Source organism: Streptomyces sp. PTY087I2, from assembly GCF_001687325.1.
Lineage (GTDB): Bacteria > Actinomycetota > Actinomycetes > Streptomycetales > Streptomycetaceae > Streptomyces.
In genome coordinates this window covers 116,046-130,699 of sequence record NZ_LZRD01000025.1, presented here as the reverse complement: position 1 = coordinate 130,699, position 14,654 = coordinate 116,046, and the positions used below count along the sequence as shown (strand labels likewise).

At 72.4% G+C, this 14,654-nt stretch carries 13 protein-coding genes and 1 tRNA gene; 6 read left to right on the top strand and 8 right to left on the bottom strand.

Annotated features, from left to right (window positions below; all coding sequences use genetic code 11):
- From A3Q37_RS26870 to A3Q37_RS26860, 3 genes are all read left to right on the top strand, one after another.
- Positions 1-1,551: SPFH domain-containing protein (locus A3Q37_RS26870; RefSeq protein ID WP_255311958.1), on the top strand; the 1,551-nt coding region annotated here is incomplete at its 5' end.
- Between the two features lie 213 nt (positions 1,552-1,764).
- Positions 1,765-2,355: a lytic polysaccharide monooxygenase gene (locus tag A3Q37_RS26865; RefSeq protein WP_065488199.1), complete on the top strand. Its 591-nt coding sequence runs from the start codon at positions 1,765-1,767 to the stop codon at positions 2,353-2,355.
- Between the two features lie 26 nt (positions 2,356-2,381).
- Complete coding sequence (locus A3Q37_RS26860; RefSeq protein WP_065488198.1) at positions 2,382-4,034, top strand: AMP-binding protein; 1,653 nt, start codon at positions 2,382-2,384, stop codon at positions 4,032-4,034.
- Positions 4,035-4,092: 58 nt separating this feature from the next.
- On the opposite strand, the gene A3Q37_RS26855 is transcribed toward A3Q37_RS26860, so the two are convergent.
- The 6 genes from A3Q37_RS26855 to ehuB form a co-directional block, all read right to left on the bottom strand.
- Positions 4,093-4,166 (bottom strand) — tRNA-Lys (locus A3Q37_RS26855).
- Between the two features lie 71 nt (positions 4,167-4,237).
- Positions 4,238-4,996, bottom strand: a complete 759-nt coding sequence (locus A3Q37_RS26850; RefSeq protein WP_065488197.1) for an IclR family transcriptional regulator — start codon at positions 4,994-4,996, stop codon at positions 4,238-4,240.
- A 167-nt stretch (positions 4,997-5,163) separates the two neighbouring features.
- The gene (ehuA, locus tag A3Q37_RS26845; RefSeq protein WP_065488196.1) at positions 5,164-6,021 is read right to left on the bottom strand and encodes an ectoine/hydroxyectoine ABC transporter ATP-binding protein EhuA; all 858 of its coding nucleotides are present in this window, start codon (positions 6,019-6,021) and stop codon (positions 5,164-5,166) included.
- Positions 6,011-6,652: an ectoine/hydroxyectoine ABC transporter permease subunit EhuD gene (gene ehuD / locus A3Q37_RS26840; protein WP_065488195.1), complete on the bottom strand. Its 642-nt coding sequence runs from the start codon at positions 6,650-6,652 to the stop codon at positions 6,011-6,013. Before ehuD ends, ehuA begins: the two co-directional genes overlap by 11 nt.
- On the bottom strand, positions 6,649-7,380 hold the full coding sequence (ehuC, locus tag A3Q37_RS26835) for an ectoine/hydroxyectoine ABC transporter permease subunit EhuC (RefSeq protein WP_065488194.1): 732 nt from the start codon (positions 7,378-7,380) through the stop codon (positions 6,649-6,651). Before ehuC ends, ehuD begins: the two co-directional genes overlap by 4 nt.
- Positions 7,381-7,398: 18 nt before the next feature.
- Complete coding sequence (gene ehuB / locus A3Q37_RS26830) at positions 7,399-8,301, bottom strand: ectoine/hydroxyectoine ABC transporter substrate-binding protein EhuB (RefSeq protein WP_065488193.1); 903 nt, start codon at positions 8,299-8,301, stop codon at positions 7,399-7,401.
- A 224-nt stretch (positions 8,302-8,525) separates the two neighbouring features.
- Between ehuB and A3Q37_RS26825 the strand changes: the two genes are divergently transcribed.
- Positions 8,526-8,993, top strand: coding sequence for a hypothetical protein (locus tag A3Q37_RS26825; RefSeq protein ID WP_065488192.1), 468 nt, complete (start codon positions 8,526-8,528; stop codon positions 8,991-8,993).
- Here A3Q37_RS26825 and A3Q37_RS26820 read toward each other — a convergent pair.
- Positions 8,983-9,990, bottom strand: coding sequence for a D-2-hydroxyacid dehydrogenase (locus tag A3Q37_RS26820; protein ID WP_065488191.1), 1,008 nt, complete (start codon positions 9,988-9,990; stop codon positions 8,983-8,985). The two genes, A3Q37_RS26825 and A3Q37_RS26820, sit on opposite strands and share 11 nt — an antisense overlap.
- A 228-nt stretch (positions 9,991-10,218) precedes the next feature.
- On the opposite strand from A3Q37_RS26820, the gene A3Q37_RS26815 reads away from it, so the two are divergent.
- Positions 10,219-10,983, top strand: a complete 765-nt coding sequence (locus A3Q37_RS26815) for a decarboxylase (RefSeq protein ID WP_065488190.1) — start codon at positions 10,219-10,221, stop codon at positions 10,981-10,983.
- 138 nt (positions 10,984-11,121) lie between these two features.
- Positions 11,122-12,264: an LLM class flavin-dependent oxidoreductase gene (locus A3Q37_RS26810; RefSeq protein ID WP_065488189.1), complete on the top strand. Its 1,143-nt coding sequence runs from the start codon at positions 11,122-11,124 to the stop codon at positions 12,262-12,264.
- Positions 12,265-12,347: 83 nt separating this feature from the next.
- Here the strand turns inward: A3Q37_RS26810 and A3Q37_RS26805 are convergent, their stop codons facing one another.
- Positions 12,348-14,282: a bifunctional diguanylate cyclase/phosphodiesterase gene (locus A3Q37_RS26805; protein ID WP_065488188.1), complete on the bottom strand. Its 1,935-nt coding sequence runs from the start codon at positions 14,280-14,282 to the stop codon at positions 12,348-12,350.
- Positions 14,283-14,654: the final 372 nt, after the last annotated feature.

The window sequence follows — 14,654 nt, the reverse complement described above, 5'->3', positions numbered from 1 at the left end:
GCCGGTCCCGCCCCCGCCCGTCCCGCCGCTGACGGCCCGAGCCTCGCCCCCGACCGCCCGTCCGCGGCCGGTCCCGCCTCCGCCCGCCCGTCCGCCGACGGCCGTGGTCCCGCCCGCCCCGCCGCCGGGGGCCCCGCCCCCCTCGACGGGAACCTGCATCTCAAGCCCGTCCGGCGTTTGAGGACGGAACCCTCGGCGGAGTGGACCCCGCATCCCTCCTACGGGGCCGAGCCGGAAAGCTCGAAGCGGGAAGCCCGGGACGTCCCCGGCAAGGCGGCCGACCTCGGGCCCGATACCGAGCTGGACCTCGTCCTCGACCTGGCCCCCGGCGACCGCGCCGCCTCCGCCACCTTCTCCGTGCCGGCACCGGCCACCGCACCGGCCACCGCGGCGACCGTGACCACCACCACGTCCGCCAATCCCGGCCGCCGTCACTCCGTCATCGCCAACGAGACCACCGCCTCCATCCCCGTACACCTCCTCTTCCGGGACGACCAGGAGCCGGCCGACGGCGCGGCGGCGCTGCCCGGGCCGGGGGCCGTCGTCCACCGTCCCGGCGGGGACCGCGCCCCCGCCACCCGGCCCCCCGTGCCGCGTTCGCCGCAGACGAGGGTGCGGCCCTCCCCCCGGCCCGCCCCGGTCGCCGACCCCCGCCTCGCGGAACGGCCCGGGCCCGCCCTGTCCGGGTACGCCGCCCTCCTCGCCGGCGCCGCCGGAACCGCGGGCGCGCTGGCCGTCCTGTGGTGGCGCGGCGCGCTCCCCGCCGGCTGGCAGAGCGCCGTCGGCCTCACCCCCCGCCCCGACCTCGGCATCGGCGTCGCCGCCTGGGCCGCGCTCGCCCTCCTCGCCACGGCAGTGCTCCTCGCGCTCGGCGGCCTCGGCCGCGGCCGGGTCGGCTACGCCTGGGTGCTGACGCTGTTCGGCGACTACCGGGGCAGCGTCCGCCGCACCGGCCTCGTCTGGGTCTCGCCCCTCCTGCTGCGCCGCCGCGTCGACGTACGGCTGCGGCACTGGCGCAGCGAACCGCTGCCCGCCGTCGACGCGAACGGCACCGCCCTGCGCGTGGTCGTCCTCGTGGTGTGGCGGATCAAGGACACCGTCCGGGCCGTCCTCGGCATCGAGGACCACGAGGCGTATCTGAGCGCCCAGGTCGAGGCCGCGATGGCCCGGGTCCTCTCGCAGCTGCCCGCCGACGCGTTCCACGAGGACGCCCCGACCCTGCGCGACGCGGAGGCCGTCGGCGACGCGCTGACCCGGATGCTGAAGGCGGACTGCGAACCGGTCGGCGTCGAGGTGTACTCCGCGCAGCCGACCGGCATCGAGTACGCCCCCGAGGTCGCCGCCGCCATGCAGCGCCGCCGGATCGCCGCGATCGACTCCAAGCACCGCGACAGCGTGCTCACCTCCGTGGTGGACGCGGTCGACGACACCGTCAACCGGCTCACCACACGCGGCATCGTCGAGCTCGACGACTACGAACGCAAGGCGCTCGTCAAGGACTTGACGGTGGCCTTCTACACCGGCCGCAGCGGGGGAGGGGACGGGGCCTGAGGCCCCGGGGGAGGTTCCGAGGAGGTTGCGGGGCGACCCGGAGTGCCGCCGGAATCGGACGCTCATTGGTCTGGACATGTTCACGCCGCGTCAATAATCTAAGACTTGGTCTAGACCGCAGCATCCGCGTCACGCACAGCACTCCGTACCAAGCGCGCAGCAGTCGAGCAATGCTCATGGAACCTCCCCCACGTTCTAGAGGAGCGACAGCCCATGCGGAAAAAGGCAAGCGCGGCCGTGATCGGCCTGGCGATAGCGGGCGTTTCGGTGCTCGCGACCACCAGCGCCAGCGGCCACGGCTACACGGACTCCCCGATCAGCCGTCAGAAGCTCTGTGCCAACGGCACGGTGACCAACTGCGGCAACATCCAGTGGGAGCCGCAGAGCGTCGAGGGCCCCAAGGGCTTCCCGGCGGCAGGACCGGCGGACGGCCAGATCTGCTCCGGCGGCAACGGACAGTTCGCCCAGCTCGACGACCCGCGCGGCGGCAACTGGCCCGCCACCCAGGTCACCGGCGGACAGGGCTACAACTTCCGTTGGCAGTTCACCGCCCGCCACTCCACCAGCGACTTCCGCTACTACATCACCAAGGACGGCTGGGACTCCACCAAGCCGCTCACCCGGGCCGCGCTCGAATCGCAGCCCTTCATGACCGTGCCCTACGGGAACCAGCAGCCGCCGGCCACGCTGACCCACCAGGGCACGATCCCCACCCAGAAGAGCGGCAAGCACATCATCCTCGCCGTGTGGAACGTCGCGGACACCACCAACGCGTTCTACGCCTGCTCCGACGTTAAGTTCTGACGCATCATCAGTTATCGTGCGGCGCCATGAGGAGTACCGGCACCGTCGCGGAGCTCGTACGACGTCAATGGGGTGACCACCGGCCCGCCCTGAAGCACGGCCCCACCGTGCTCACTCATCACCAGGTGGTCGAGGGCGCCGCCGCACGGGCGGCGCTCCTCGCGGATCTGCTGCCGCGCGGCGGCGAACCGCACCTCGGCGTACTGCTCGACAACACCCCTGAGTTCCCGCTGTGGCTCAGCGCGGCGGCCCTGGCCGGGGCCGCCGTCGCGGGGATCAACCCGACCCGGCGCGGCCCCGAGCTGGCCCGCGACATCCTGCACACCGAAGCCCCGCTCCTGATCACCGAGCGCGCCCACCTGCCGCTCCTCGCGGACCTGGAACTCCCGGGCGTACGGGTCCTGGCTACCGACACCGAGGCGTACGCTGCCCTGCTCGCCCCGTACGCGGGCGCACGCCCCGGCGACGCCGTGCTCGCCCCGGTCGGCCCCGACAGCCGCATGCTCCTCTACTTCACCTCCGGCTCCACCGGCGCGCCCAAGGCCGCGATCTGCACCCAGGGCCGGCTCGCCGGAGCGGGCGCCTCCCTCGCCGGGCACTTCGGCGTACGGCCCTCCGACACCCACTACATCTGCATGCCGATGTTCCACGGCAACGCCGTCCTCGCCGACTGGGCCCCCGCCCTCGCCGCCGGGGCCGCGATAGCGCTCCGCCCCCGCTTCTCCGCCTCCGCCTTCCTCGACGACGTACGCGGCTACGGGGCGACGTACTTCACCTACGTGGGCCGCGCCGTGCAGTATCTGCTGGCCACCCCCGAGCGCCCCGACGACCGGGACCACCCGCTGCGCCTGGGCTTCGGCACCGAGGCGGGTGCGGTGGACGCGGCCCGGTTCCGGGAGCGGTTCGGGGTGCGGCTGGTGGAGGGGTACGGCTCCTCCGAGGGCGGCGCGGCGATCCAGCACACCCCGGGCACTCCGCAGGGCGCGATCGGCCGGGCCGCCCCCGGGGACGATCTCGCCGTCGTCGACCCGGAGAGCGGCGAGGAACGGCCCCCGGCCCGGTTCGGCCCGGGCGGCCGGCTGCTCAACGGCGACGAGGCCATCGGCGAGCTGGTCAACCGGGGCCCGACGCCCTTCGAGGGCTACTGGCGCAATCCGGCGGCGGACGCGGAACGGGCCCGGGGCGGCTGGTACTGGACCGGGGACCTCTTCTACCGGGACGCCGAGGGCTTCCTCTACTTCGCGGGCCGCACCGACGACCGGCTCCGGGTCGACAGCGAGAACCTGGCCGCCGCGACGATCGAGAACATCCTGGCCCGCTGGGAGGAGGCGGCGGCCGCCGCCGTCTTCGCGGTCCCGGACCCGGTCACCGGCGACCAGGTGATGGCCGCCCTCGCGCTCCGGGCGGGCGCGGCCTTCGACCCGGTGGCCTTCACCGCGTTCCTGCGCGTCCAGCCGGACCTGGGGACGAAGATGGCGCCCCGGTTCGTCCGGATCCTCGACCGGATGCCGGTCACCGCGACCAACAAGATCCACCGGGTGGCCCTGCGCCGGGAGGGCTTCCGCTGCCCGGACCCGGTCTGGTGGGACCGGGACGGCGACGGCGTCTACGTACCTCTGGACGCCGAGGGGCTCGCGGCCCTGCTGGAACAGTACGAGCGGCAGGGGAGGACGCTGTGATCCATTCCCGGAAAAGCGAAGTGGCGGCCTTCGCGAAGAAGACCGCCACCCCGTGTCGTGCGCCGTCAGGGACTCGAACCCCGGACCCGCTGATTAAGAGTCAGCTGCTCTAACCAACTGAGCTAACGGCGCCTGCTGACTCGAAAATAATACCTGGTCCCGAGGGGTGCTGATGACCACCCCGTACGGAGCCCCTTCGGCCGCTACAGCGCCAGCGACAGCAGCACCGGCGCCGCCCGGCGGCTCAGTGTCTCGGCCGCCGACCGCAGCCGGTGCGCGTCCTCGACCGGCAGGGACAGGGCGAGGCAGCCCGCGGCGGAGCCCGCCGTCAGGGGGACGGCGGCGCAGACGGTGCCCACCGCGTACTCCTGGAGATCCAGCACCGGGACCGTGGCGGACTGGGCGTCCAGCTGGGAGAAGAGGATCTTCTCGTCGGTGATCGTCCGCGAGGTGAGCCGGGCCGTCCGGTGCCGGGAGATGTGGTCGCGCCGCCCGTCGTGGTCGAGCTGGGCCAGCAGGCACTTGCCGACCGCGCTGGCGTGCGCCGAGGAGCGGAAGTCCACCCACTCGTTGACCGCGGGCGTGAGCGGGCCGTCCGCGACCTGGGTCACACTGACCTCGCCGTCCACATACCGGCTGAGGTAGACGGCCGCGCCGATGGAGTCGCGCAGCTCGCCCAGGGTGAGCTGGAGGCGGTCCTCCAGGGCCCGGCGGCGGGCCGCCCCGGAGCCGAGCAGCAGAAGGGACGCGCCGATGACGTACGCGCCGTCGCTGACCTGCTCCACATACCCCTCGCGGCGCAGCGTGAGCAGAAGGGAGGCGAGGTGGCCGGTCGGCAGCCCCGTCTCGCGGGAGATCTGGGCATCGGTCACACCGGTGCCGTGCTTGGAGACCGATTCGAGCACGCGCAGGGCGTACTGCACCGAATGGAACGGCGCCGTCGGCTCGGGCTTCAACGCCACGGTGTCCCCCTACCAGGTTGTGACCGCAAGCTTTCGCCCCACGATAGCCGCCGGAAGGCCCCGGCGGGGCGGCAGTTGACGAGTCAGTAGGGGCGCCCCGGAGCTGTCATCTGGGGCGCACCCGTCTGGCATATGCCACCGTCATGGGCGGCGTATCAACCGCGAGGTCACAGCACCGCGTTGAGGAACTCGCGCGTACGTTCGTGTGACGGGTCGGAGAAGATTTTCTCCGGGGATCCGGACTCCACGACCCGTCCCGCGTCGAACATCAGGACCTTCTCCGAGACGTCCCGGGCGAAGTTCATCTCGTGGGTCACGCAGAGCATGGTGATGTCGGTGTTGCGGGCGATGTCCTCCAGCAGCTCCAGCACGCCCGCCACCAGCTCCGGGTCGAGCGCGGAGGTCACCTCGTCCAGGAGCAGGATCTCCGGCTCCATGGCCAGCGCCCGCGCGATCGCGACCCGCTGCTGCTGGCCGCCGGAGAGCTGGGAGGGGTGGGCGTCGACCTTCGCCGAGAGCCCGACCAGGTCCAGCAGCTCCCGGGCCCGGGTCTCCGCCTCCTCGCGGCTCTTGCCGAGCACGCTGACCGGGGCCTCGGTGATGTTCTCGATCACCTTCATGTTCGGGAAGAGGTTGAACTGCTGGAAGACCATCCCGATCTTCTTCCGGGACTCGCGCAGCTGCTTCTCGCCCGCGGGCTTCAGCGAACCGTCCGGGGTGCGGACATGGGTCAGCGGGGAGCCGTCGACCCAGATCACCCCGCCGCTGACCTTCTCCAGCGTCATCAGCAGCCGCAGGATCGTGGTCTTGCCCGAGCCGCTGGGCCCGATCAGGGTGACGTGCTCGCCGCGGTCCACGGTGAAGTCCAGCTCGTCCAGGACCACATGGTCGCCGTAGCGCTTCACCACCTTGTCGAACCGCACCAGCGGCTCACCCGCGCGGTCCGCGGCCGGAACGGCGTCCTCGGGAGCTGCGGCCGGCCCCGGCGACTCCGTCTTTTTCAGGGGAAGGGGTTCAGTGGCCAAGGCGCTTCTCCAGCTTTCTCATCAACAGCGACGTGGGGTAGCTCGCGACCAGGAAGATCAGGCCGGCGAGGGTGAACACCTCGGTGTACGCGAAGTGTTCGGCCCCGTACTTCCGGGCCTCGAAGACCATCTCCTGCACCGTGATCACGGCGAGGAACGGCGTCTCCTTGAACATCGAGATCGCGTAGTTCCCGAGCGCGGGCAGCACATTGCGCACCGCCTGCGGCAGGATCACGGCCTGCCAGGTGCGCCGGGGCGACAGCGACAGCGCGCGGCACGCCTCCCACTGCCCCTTCGGTACGCCGTCGATCCCGGCCCGGTAGACCTCGGAGGTGTACGCGGCGTAGTGGATCCCCAGCACCGCGATGCCGATGTACAGCGGCTCCACCGTGTTGAACAGGGCGGCCGCGCCGACCAGTTGGACCAGCAGCGGGGTGGAGCGGACGAACTCCGTGACGGCGCGCACCGGGACGGTCACGAACCTGCTGGGCGCGCGCCCGGCCACCGCGACGGCGAGACCCAGCACGGCCGCCACCAGGGTGCCCAGCACGGTGGCGAGGAGCGTGATCCTGAACCCGTTGAGCAGGGCGGGCAGGGACTCCCTGACGGCGTTCCAGTCGAAGCCGTTCACCGGGTACCTCCCACAGCGGTCGTGGCCGCGCTACGGCTCTTGAACAGGCTCTTCGCGCCGGTGTCCAGGCCGAGCCGCCGCTTGGCGCTCCGCTCCAGCAGGTTCATCAGCATCGTCAGGGCGTACGCCAGCACGAAGTAGGCGGCCAGCAGGGTCAGATAGGCGGTCACCGTCTCACCGGTACGGTCGCGCAGCTGCTGCACCACCGTCATCAGATCGGCGGCCGAGATCAGCCACAGCAGCGGGGTCGCCTTCAGCAGCTGGATCAGCAGATTGGTGAAGCTCGGGATCATCTGCACCCACGCCTGCGGCAGGATCACCTTCCACAGCCGCCTGGTCGGGCTCAGGTTGAGGGCGATCGCCGCCTCGTACTGCCCGCGCGGTACGGAGTTGACGGCACCCCGCACCACTTCGGCGCCGTACGCACCGAAGTTGAGGCCGAACGCGACCACCCCGCAGATCAGCGGCTCCAGTTCGTAGCCGGTCAGCAGCGGCATCGCGTAGTAGAGCCAGAACAGCTGGACGTACAGGGACGTGCCCCGGAAGAACTCCACGACCACCCGGGAGAACCCGCGGGCCAGGAGCAGCCTGCTGCCCGCCGTCAGCCCGAGCGCGAACGCCAGCACTCCGGCCAGCAGCGCGCCCAGGACCGTGGCCTGGAGCGTCACCCACAGACCGGACCGGACGCGGGGGAGCTCCTCGACGAGGAGGGAGAAGAAGTCACTCATGCGTGCCCGCCCGCCCCGTCAGCCCTTGCACAGGTCCGCCGTCCTCAGGTCCGCCGGCGGGATCTCCGTCTCCCCGAACCCGTACGGCTCCAGCAGCTGCACATAGCGCGAGCGGTCGGAGACGATCTTCTTCAGCTCGCGGTTGAAGGAGTCCCGCAGGTCCTCGTTGCCCTTGCGGAACACCGCGCCGCCCGGCGAGAACTGCTCCTTGCCGTCCACCTTCGGCAGGAACGCCTCGGTGACCTCGGTGTCCGGGTTGGTCTTCGCCAGCCAGCGCAGCGAGATACCGGTGAGCAGGAACGCGTCGATCCGGCCGCCCTTGACCGCGTCCGCCCCGTCCTGCGGCTTCTGGAGCGTCTTGATCTTGCCCTCGGGGATGCCCGCGCCCTTGGCGTAACTGCCCTCGACCGCACCGGACATCACGCCGATGGTGACCCCCGCCTCCTTCGCGGACTCCAGGTCGGTGAGCTTCTTCGGGTTGCCCTTCCTCACCATCAGCGCGGTCGGCGAGATGAACTCCGGCTCGGAGAAGATCGCGTTGCCGCAGCGCTCCGGGGTGATGGCCATGCCCGCGCTGACCACGTCGTACTTCCCGGCCTGGAGCCCCGGAATCAGCCCGTCCCACTCGGAGAGCGTCGGCTTCAGCTCGTCCACCCCGAGGGCCTGGAAGATCTCCCGGTGCAGCGTCGGGGCCTCGCCCTTGAGCTCCTTGCCCTCCAGGTAGCCGTACGGGGCCTCGTTGGCGTACGCCACCCGTACGAAGCCCTGCTTGCGGAGCTTCTCCAGGGCGCCCTCGCCGGTCGCGGAGCCGGAGTCGGTCTTGCTGCACGCGGTGAGGAGGCCGGGCACGACGAGGAGGCCGCCCACGGCCGCCGATCCGTTGAGGAAACCCCGGCGGGACAGGTTCGGGAATTCAGCCATGGTTCGCAATCTCCTGGAGGTCGAACAGTCCGGACAGGGGGAGCGCCTGCCCGATCCCGTACGTCTATGCGGGTAACCGGAGGCCTGTAACCCAACAGTGGCCGGAAGGTGACCTTCCCGTGCCCGGAGAGGAGCCGAGCGCGACCGGAGGTGCGCGGGGCGTGTCCCCCTGTCGCGGACGATTCATGGCTCCACGTCAGCCGTTTCTGTGATCAGCTGGCGCCATGATTGCCATATGGACAAGCGTCGTGGCGGTCGGGGGCACGCTCCTGGGGGCCGTGGTCACGCACCTCTTCCAACGCCTCACCGCCGCGCGCACGGAGAGGTTCTCCCGGTCGGAGGCGCTCCGGCAGGAACGCACGGCCACCTACAGCGCGTTCGCCGCCGCGGCGGAGGAGTACCGGCACGGGCAGGCGGGCCGCTGGTACCGCGGGCGGCAGAGCCAGGTCTCCGAGGCGTACACCGAGGCGCGCGACGAGGCCCACCGCCTGCGTACCGCCGCCCGGCAGGTGCTCTACCGGGTCAAACTGCTCACCGACGACCCGGAGGTGGTCGGCGCGGCGGAAGAGGCCTACCGGTGCACGCGGGACGTCTCGACCGCCCGGGAGCAGGACGAGCACGAGGCGCTGGATGCCCGGGCGAGGGAGGCCATCGAGGCGTTCGTCGTACGCGCCGCGCCGCTCACCCGCTGAGCCCGTTGCCGAGTTCGTCGAGGGCGGGGGCCTCGTCGACCGCGTCGAGGTCCGGGGAGGGGACGTAACCGCGTTCCTTGTCGACCACGTTGGGCAACGGCTCGCCCCGCGCCCAGCGTTCGTACAGCGCGACGAACTGCTCGCCCAGCCGGTCGCGCCACCCCACCGTGTCCCCGCTCAGATGCGGCGAGATCAGCAGCCCCGGTACGTCCCACAACGGGCTGTCCGCGCCCAGCGGTTCGTCCGCGAACACATCGAGCGCCGCGCCCGCGAACCAGTGGCGGTTCAACGCGTCCACCAGGTCGTCCTGCACCACACTCGCGCCGCGCCCCACGTTGATGAAGCGCGCCGACGGCTGGAGCAGCCCGAAGAAGCGGGAGTCGAACATCCCGCGCGTCGCGTCGGTCAGCGGGGCCGCCGCGATCACCCAGTCCGCCCGCGCCGCCAGCCGGTCCAGATCCGCCGCCCCGTGGATGGTGCGCCGGGCGGTCCGGCCCACCAGGGCCACCGTGACCCCGAGGCCGTGCAGCAGCCGGGTGATCTCCCGGCCGATGGGGCCCGCGCCCACGACCACCGCCCGGGAACCGGCGACCTGCTGCCCCTCGCGGTGCTGCCAGCGCCGCTCCCGCTGGAGGGCGAGGGTGCCGGGGAGGTCCTTGGCCATCGCCAGCACCAGCCCCGCCACGTACTCCGCGATCGGCCGCTCGAAGATGCCCCGCGCGTTGGTGAGCACCGTGTCGGAGGCGGCCAGCTCCGGGCAGAGCAGCCGGTCCACGCCCGCGCTCGCCGTGTGCACCCAGCGCGGCCGCCGCCCCGGACCCGGCCAGGCCTCCCGTACGGCGTCCGACGCGAAGTCCCACACCAGCAGCACATCGGCGGCCGGCAGCCGCTCGGCGAGCGTGGTGGCGTCCGCGTACCGCACGTCCACCCGACCGGTCAGCCGGCCGAGCCGCGGGGAGGGTTCGGCGTCGAGGACGAGCAGGACGGGATCCGGCATGGGTGGTCGGCCCTCCGCGACGGAACGGACAAGACGAACGGACAAGATCGACCGCCCACGCTCGCAGCAGGTCAGCGCCGCGTCAACGACGCCCGGCCGCGCGCCCCGGCGGCCGCCCGGGGGAATACTGGGAACAAGTCGGGGCAAGAGTGACCGGTCGCGCGGTCACGGCCGCCGAAGGACCCGCCTGCCGCGCGGCGAGCCGTCGACGTACAGGAAAGGGTGGACATGACGACCGTAGGACTTCTCTACCCGGGCCACGCCGCCGAGGACGACTTCCCACGGACCGAGATCCTGCTCGACACCGACATCCGGCTACCCCTGTTCTCCACCGAGACCGGCGAGGACGTCTACCGCGCCGAAGCGCTGCGCGAACAGGGCGACCCCGACCGGATCGCCGAGGGCATCGAGGAGCTGCGTCTCGCCGGGGCCGAAGCGCTGATCTGGGCCTCCAGCGGCGGCAGCTTCGGGCAGGGCTGGGAGGGCGCCCACGAGCAGATCGCCACGCTCGCCCGCGCGGCCGGACTGCCCGCCTCCAGCACCTCCATCGGCTTCGGCCACGCGGTACGGGAGCTGGGCGCCCGCCGGGTCGCCGTCGCCGCGCCCTACCCGGACGACGTCACCGGGCTCTTCGCCGAATTCCTGGCGTCGGCGGGCATCGAGGTGGTGGCCGCCGCGTCCGGCGGGGCCGGTTCATCGGCCGAGGCCGGATCCTGGGGGCCGGACGAGGTGAAGCGGCTGGTGCGGGAGGCGGACCACCCGGACGCCGAGGTGATGCTGGTCCCGGACACCTCCCTGCACACCACCGCGTACATCCCCGAGCTGGAGGAACTGCTCGGCAAGCCCGTGCTCACCGCCAACCAGGTCACCGTCTGGGAGGGGCTGCGCCTCACCGACCGCCGGACCTGGGCGCCCACGCTCGGCACCCTGTTCGCCACCCGTGAGCCGGTGCTGCGGCAGCTGGAGCCGAAGGGCATCGAGGTACGGGAGTAACGCGCCGGGGCGAGCCCGCGCCCGTCGGGAACGTGCCGCGCGAGCCCGCCCGTCGGGAATAAAGCGGAGTCGACCTCCTGTTGTACTCGTCCGATACGCAGACGTACGGACGAGCGCAGCACCGGGAGAGGCCGACACGTGGACGACATCCGACGCGACGAGACCAGCGGCGACGGGAGCGGCCGGGCGGCCGACGGCGACGGGATCCGGGGCGCCGCAGCCGGAACGGCCACCGTTCCGCTGTCCGTCCTCGACCTGGTCACCGTGGGGCAGGGCCGCACCGCGACCCAGGCCCTGCGCACGAGCGTGGAGATCGCGAAGCTCACCGAGAGCCGAGGCTTCCACCGCTACTGGGTCGCCGAGCACCACTCCATGCCCGGGGTCGCCTCGTCCTCCCCGGCCGTGATCCTCGCGCACATCGCCGCCCACACCGAGCGCATCCGCCTCGGCTCCGGCGGGGTGATGCTGCCCAACCACGCCCCGCTGGTGATCGCCGAGCAGTTCGGCACCCTGGAGGCGATGGCCCCGGGCCGGATCGACCTCGGCCTCGGCCGGGCCCCCGGCACGGACGGCGCGACGGCGGCGGCCCTGCGCCGCAGCGACCGGCTCAACGAGGGCGCCGATGATTTCCCGCAGCAGCTCATGGAGCTGATCCGCTTCCTGGACGACGACTTCCCGGACGGGCATCCGTACGGCCGGATCCACGCCGTACCGGGCCCGGTCCAGGCGACATCCCCCGGCGGGGTGCAGTCCGCGCACCGGCCGCCCGTCTGGCTGCTGGGCTCCTCCGGCTTCAGCGCGCGGCTGGCCGGGACGCTGGGGCTGCCGTTCGCCTTCGCCCACCACTTCTCGGCGCAGAACACCATCCCGGCGCTCGACCTCTACCGCGAGTCCTTCCGGCCCTCCGCCGTGCTGGACGCCCCGTACGCCCTGATCGGGGTCTCGGCGCTGGCCGCCGACGACGAGCGCGAGGCCCGCCGGCAGGTGCTGACCGGGGCCCTGTCCATGGTCCGGCTGCGCACCGGCCGCCCCGGGCTGATCCCGAGCCCGGAGGAGGCGGAGGCGTACGACTTCTCCCCGATGGAGCGGGAGTTCGTCGACGGCTGGCTCTCCAACGTCGTCCACGGCACCGCCGACGAGGTCCGCACCGGCCTGGACGACCTGGCCAAGCGCACTGGCGCCGACGAGCTGATGATCACCGCCAACGCGCACGGCGGGGACGCGCGGCTGCGCAGCTATGAGCTGATCGCGGACGCGTACGGGCTGCCGAAGGCCTCGTAGGACCTGTGCCGTCGGCCGGCCGGGGCGCGGTGGCGGTCCCGGCCGCCCCGAGGCGCGGGCGGGTCCCGCACCGCCCCGAGGCGTCAGCCCTCCAGCGGCCGGGACCCGATCAGCCCGGCGATCTGCTCCGGCGCCACCGCCCGCGAGTACAGCCACCCCTGCCCCGTGTCGCAGCCGATCCGCCGCAGCCGCTCCGCCTGCCCGGCCGTCTCCACGCACTCCGCGGTGACGGTCAGGCCCAGGCGGTGCGCCAGCTGCACCATGGCCTCCACGATCGTTTCGTCGGCCGGGCTCGGATGCGTACCGTCCTCGTACCGGAAGCCCTTCACGAACGCCCCGTCCAGCTTCAGTACGGAGACGGGCAGCCGGCTGAGGTAGGCGAGGTTCGAATACCCCGTCCCGAAATCGTCGATGGCGATCCGTACGCCCATGTCGCTCAGCGCCTGGAGCGCCCGCAGCGGGCGGCCCCCGGAGCCCATCACCGCCGACTCGGTCAGCTCCAGCTGGAGCAGCCCGGGGGCGAGCTCCGTCTCCGCCAGGATCTGCGCCACATCGGCCACCAGGTCGGAGTCCCAGACCTGCCGTACGGCGACGTTGACGCTGATGAACAGCGGCGGCTCGTCCGGGTGGTCCAGCTGCCAGTGCCGCGCCTGCCGGCACGCGGTGCGCAGCACCCACCGGCCGAGCTGGACGATCGAACCGTCCTCCTCGGCGATCTGGACGAACCGATTCGGCGGGAGCACGCCGAACTGCGGATGGTTCCAGCGCACCAGCGCCTCGACCCCGCGCAGCACCCCGTCGGCCATTCCGACCAGCGGCTGGTACTCCAGCGTGAACTCGCCGCGCTCCACGGCGGGCCGGAGCGTGGAGGAGAGGGACTGCCGGGTCATGCGGTGGGCGTTGCGCTCGGGGTCGAACAGCGTCCAGCGGGCCCGGCCGTCGGCCTTCGCCCAGTACAGCGTGGTGTCGGCGGCCTGCATCAGACCGGTGGGCGAGGTGCCCGCGGCGGTCCGCTCGACCACGCCGATCGACGCGGAGACCGAGAGTCGCTGGCCCGCCAGGTCGAACGGCTGCTGGAGCGCGGCGAGGACCGAGCGGGCCAGGTCGGTCAGCTCCTGCGTGCCGGCCGAGTCCTCGACCAGGATCGCGAACTCGTCGCCGCCCAGGCGCGCCACCAGCCGGCTGCCTCCGGCGTTGCGGGAGGCGTCGTTCTCGGCGCAGTCGGTGAGCCGCGCGGCGACGGCGGCCAGCAGCCGGTCCCCGGTGCGGTGGCCGAGGGTGTCGTTGATCGCCTTGAAGCCGTCCAGGTCGAGGTAGCAGAGGCCGATCCGGTCGTGCTGCCGGGACGGCAGGGAGTCGTCCTGGTACGGCGGGGTCTCCAGGGCCGAGGCCAGGCGCTCGAAGAACAGCGTCCGGTTGGGCAGCCGGGTCACCGGGTCGTGCATCTGGAGGTGGCGCAGCCGCTCCTGGAGCTCGCGCCGGTCGCTGACGTCCGCGACCGTCAGCAGCACCCGGGCGGACTCCGCCGCCGAGGCCCCCGTCATCGGTACGACGGTGATCTCGGCCCACAGGGAGCGCCCGTCGGGGTGCTTGAGACGGCGCGTGCAGCGGAACCGGGAGCGGCGGCCGAGCAGGACCTCGCGGTACGCGTGCCAGGTGCGGTCGTCGGTGGCGAGGTCGAGCAGTTCGCACGCCTGCCGCCCGGTGAGGACCGCCGCCGGGGTGCCCAGCAGCCCGCCGAGCGCGTCGTTGGCCCGCACGACATGGCCCCGGCCGTCGACGACGCCCATGGGGAGCGTGGCGGCGTTGAACGCGGCCCGGTAGTCGCGCAGCTCGGCGGCGATGGAACCGGCGTCGCCCCCGGCGGGACCGGTCCGGGCGGAATCGGCCCGGGTGGGACCGGTCCGGGTGGGACCGTTCCTGCCCGGGGCCGTCGTATGACGCTCCGTGACCGGCACGGCGGGCGCGCCCGGGGCCGTGCCTGCCGAGGCGCTGGGCCCTTCGGAGGTTCCGCTCACCGCTCGCTCCCGCTGTGAAGGTCGTTGTGAACTGGTGGGGTCGGACTGGCCACCGGGTGGTGGTCCCGTGAAGGGGCCCGTTCCACGCGGGAAAGCGTGGTGAAGCATAGAGGGTGGCGCGTCGGCCGTTCCAGCTCGCCGTCCGGTCCGGGCCACCGCGCGCGGCCGGAAGTGAGCGGGAGCAGCCGTTCCGCTTTGCCCGGTCCTGGTCATTTCTGCGCGGATCTGTTGCATCGGACGGCTGGACTGACTGATGGTGACGTTCCGTGAAGGTGTGGGCGGCGATTTTGACCGCTGACCCGTGTGGGGCAGCACAACAGGGCGTGGCGTGGTGAAGCGGCACAGGGTGGACGGGATGGACCGTGTTTTCCC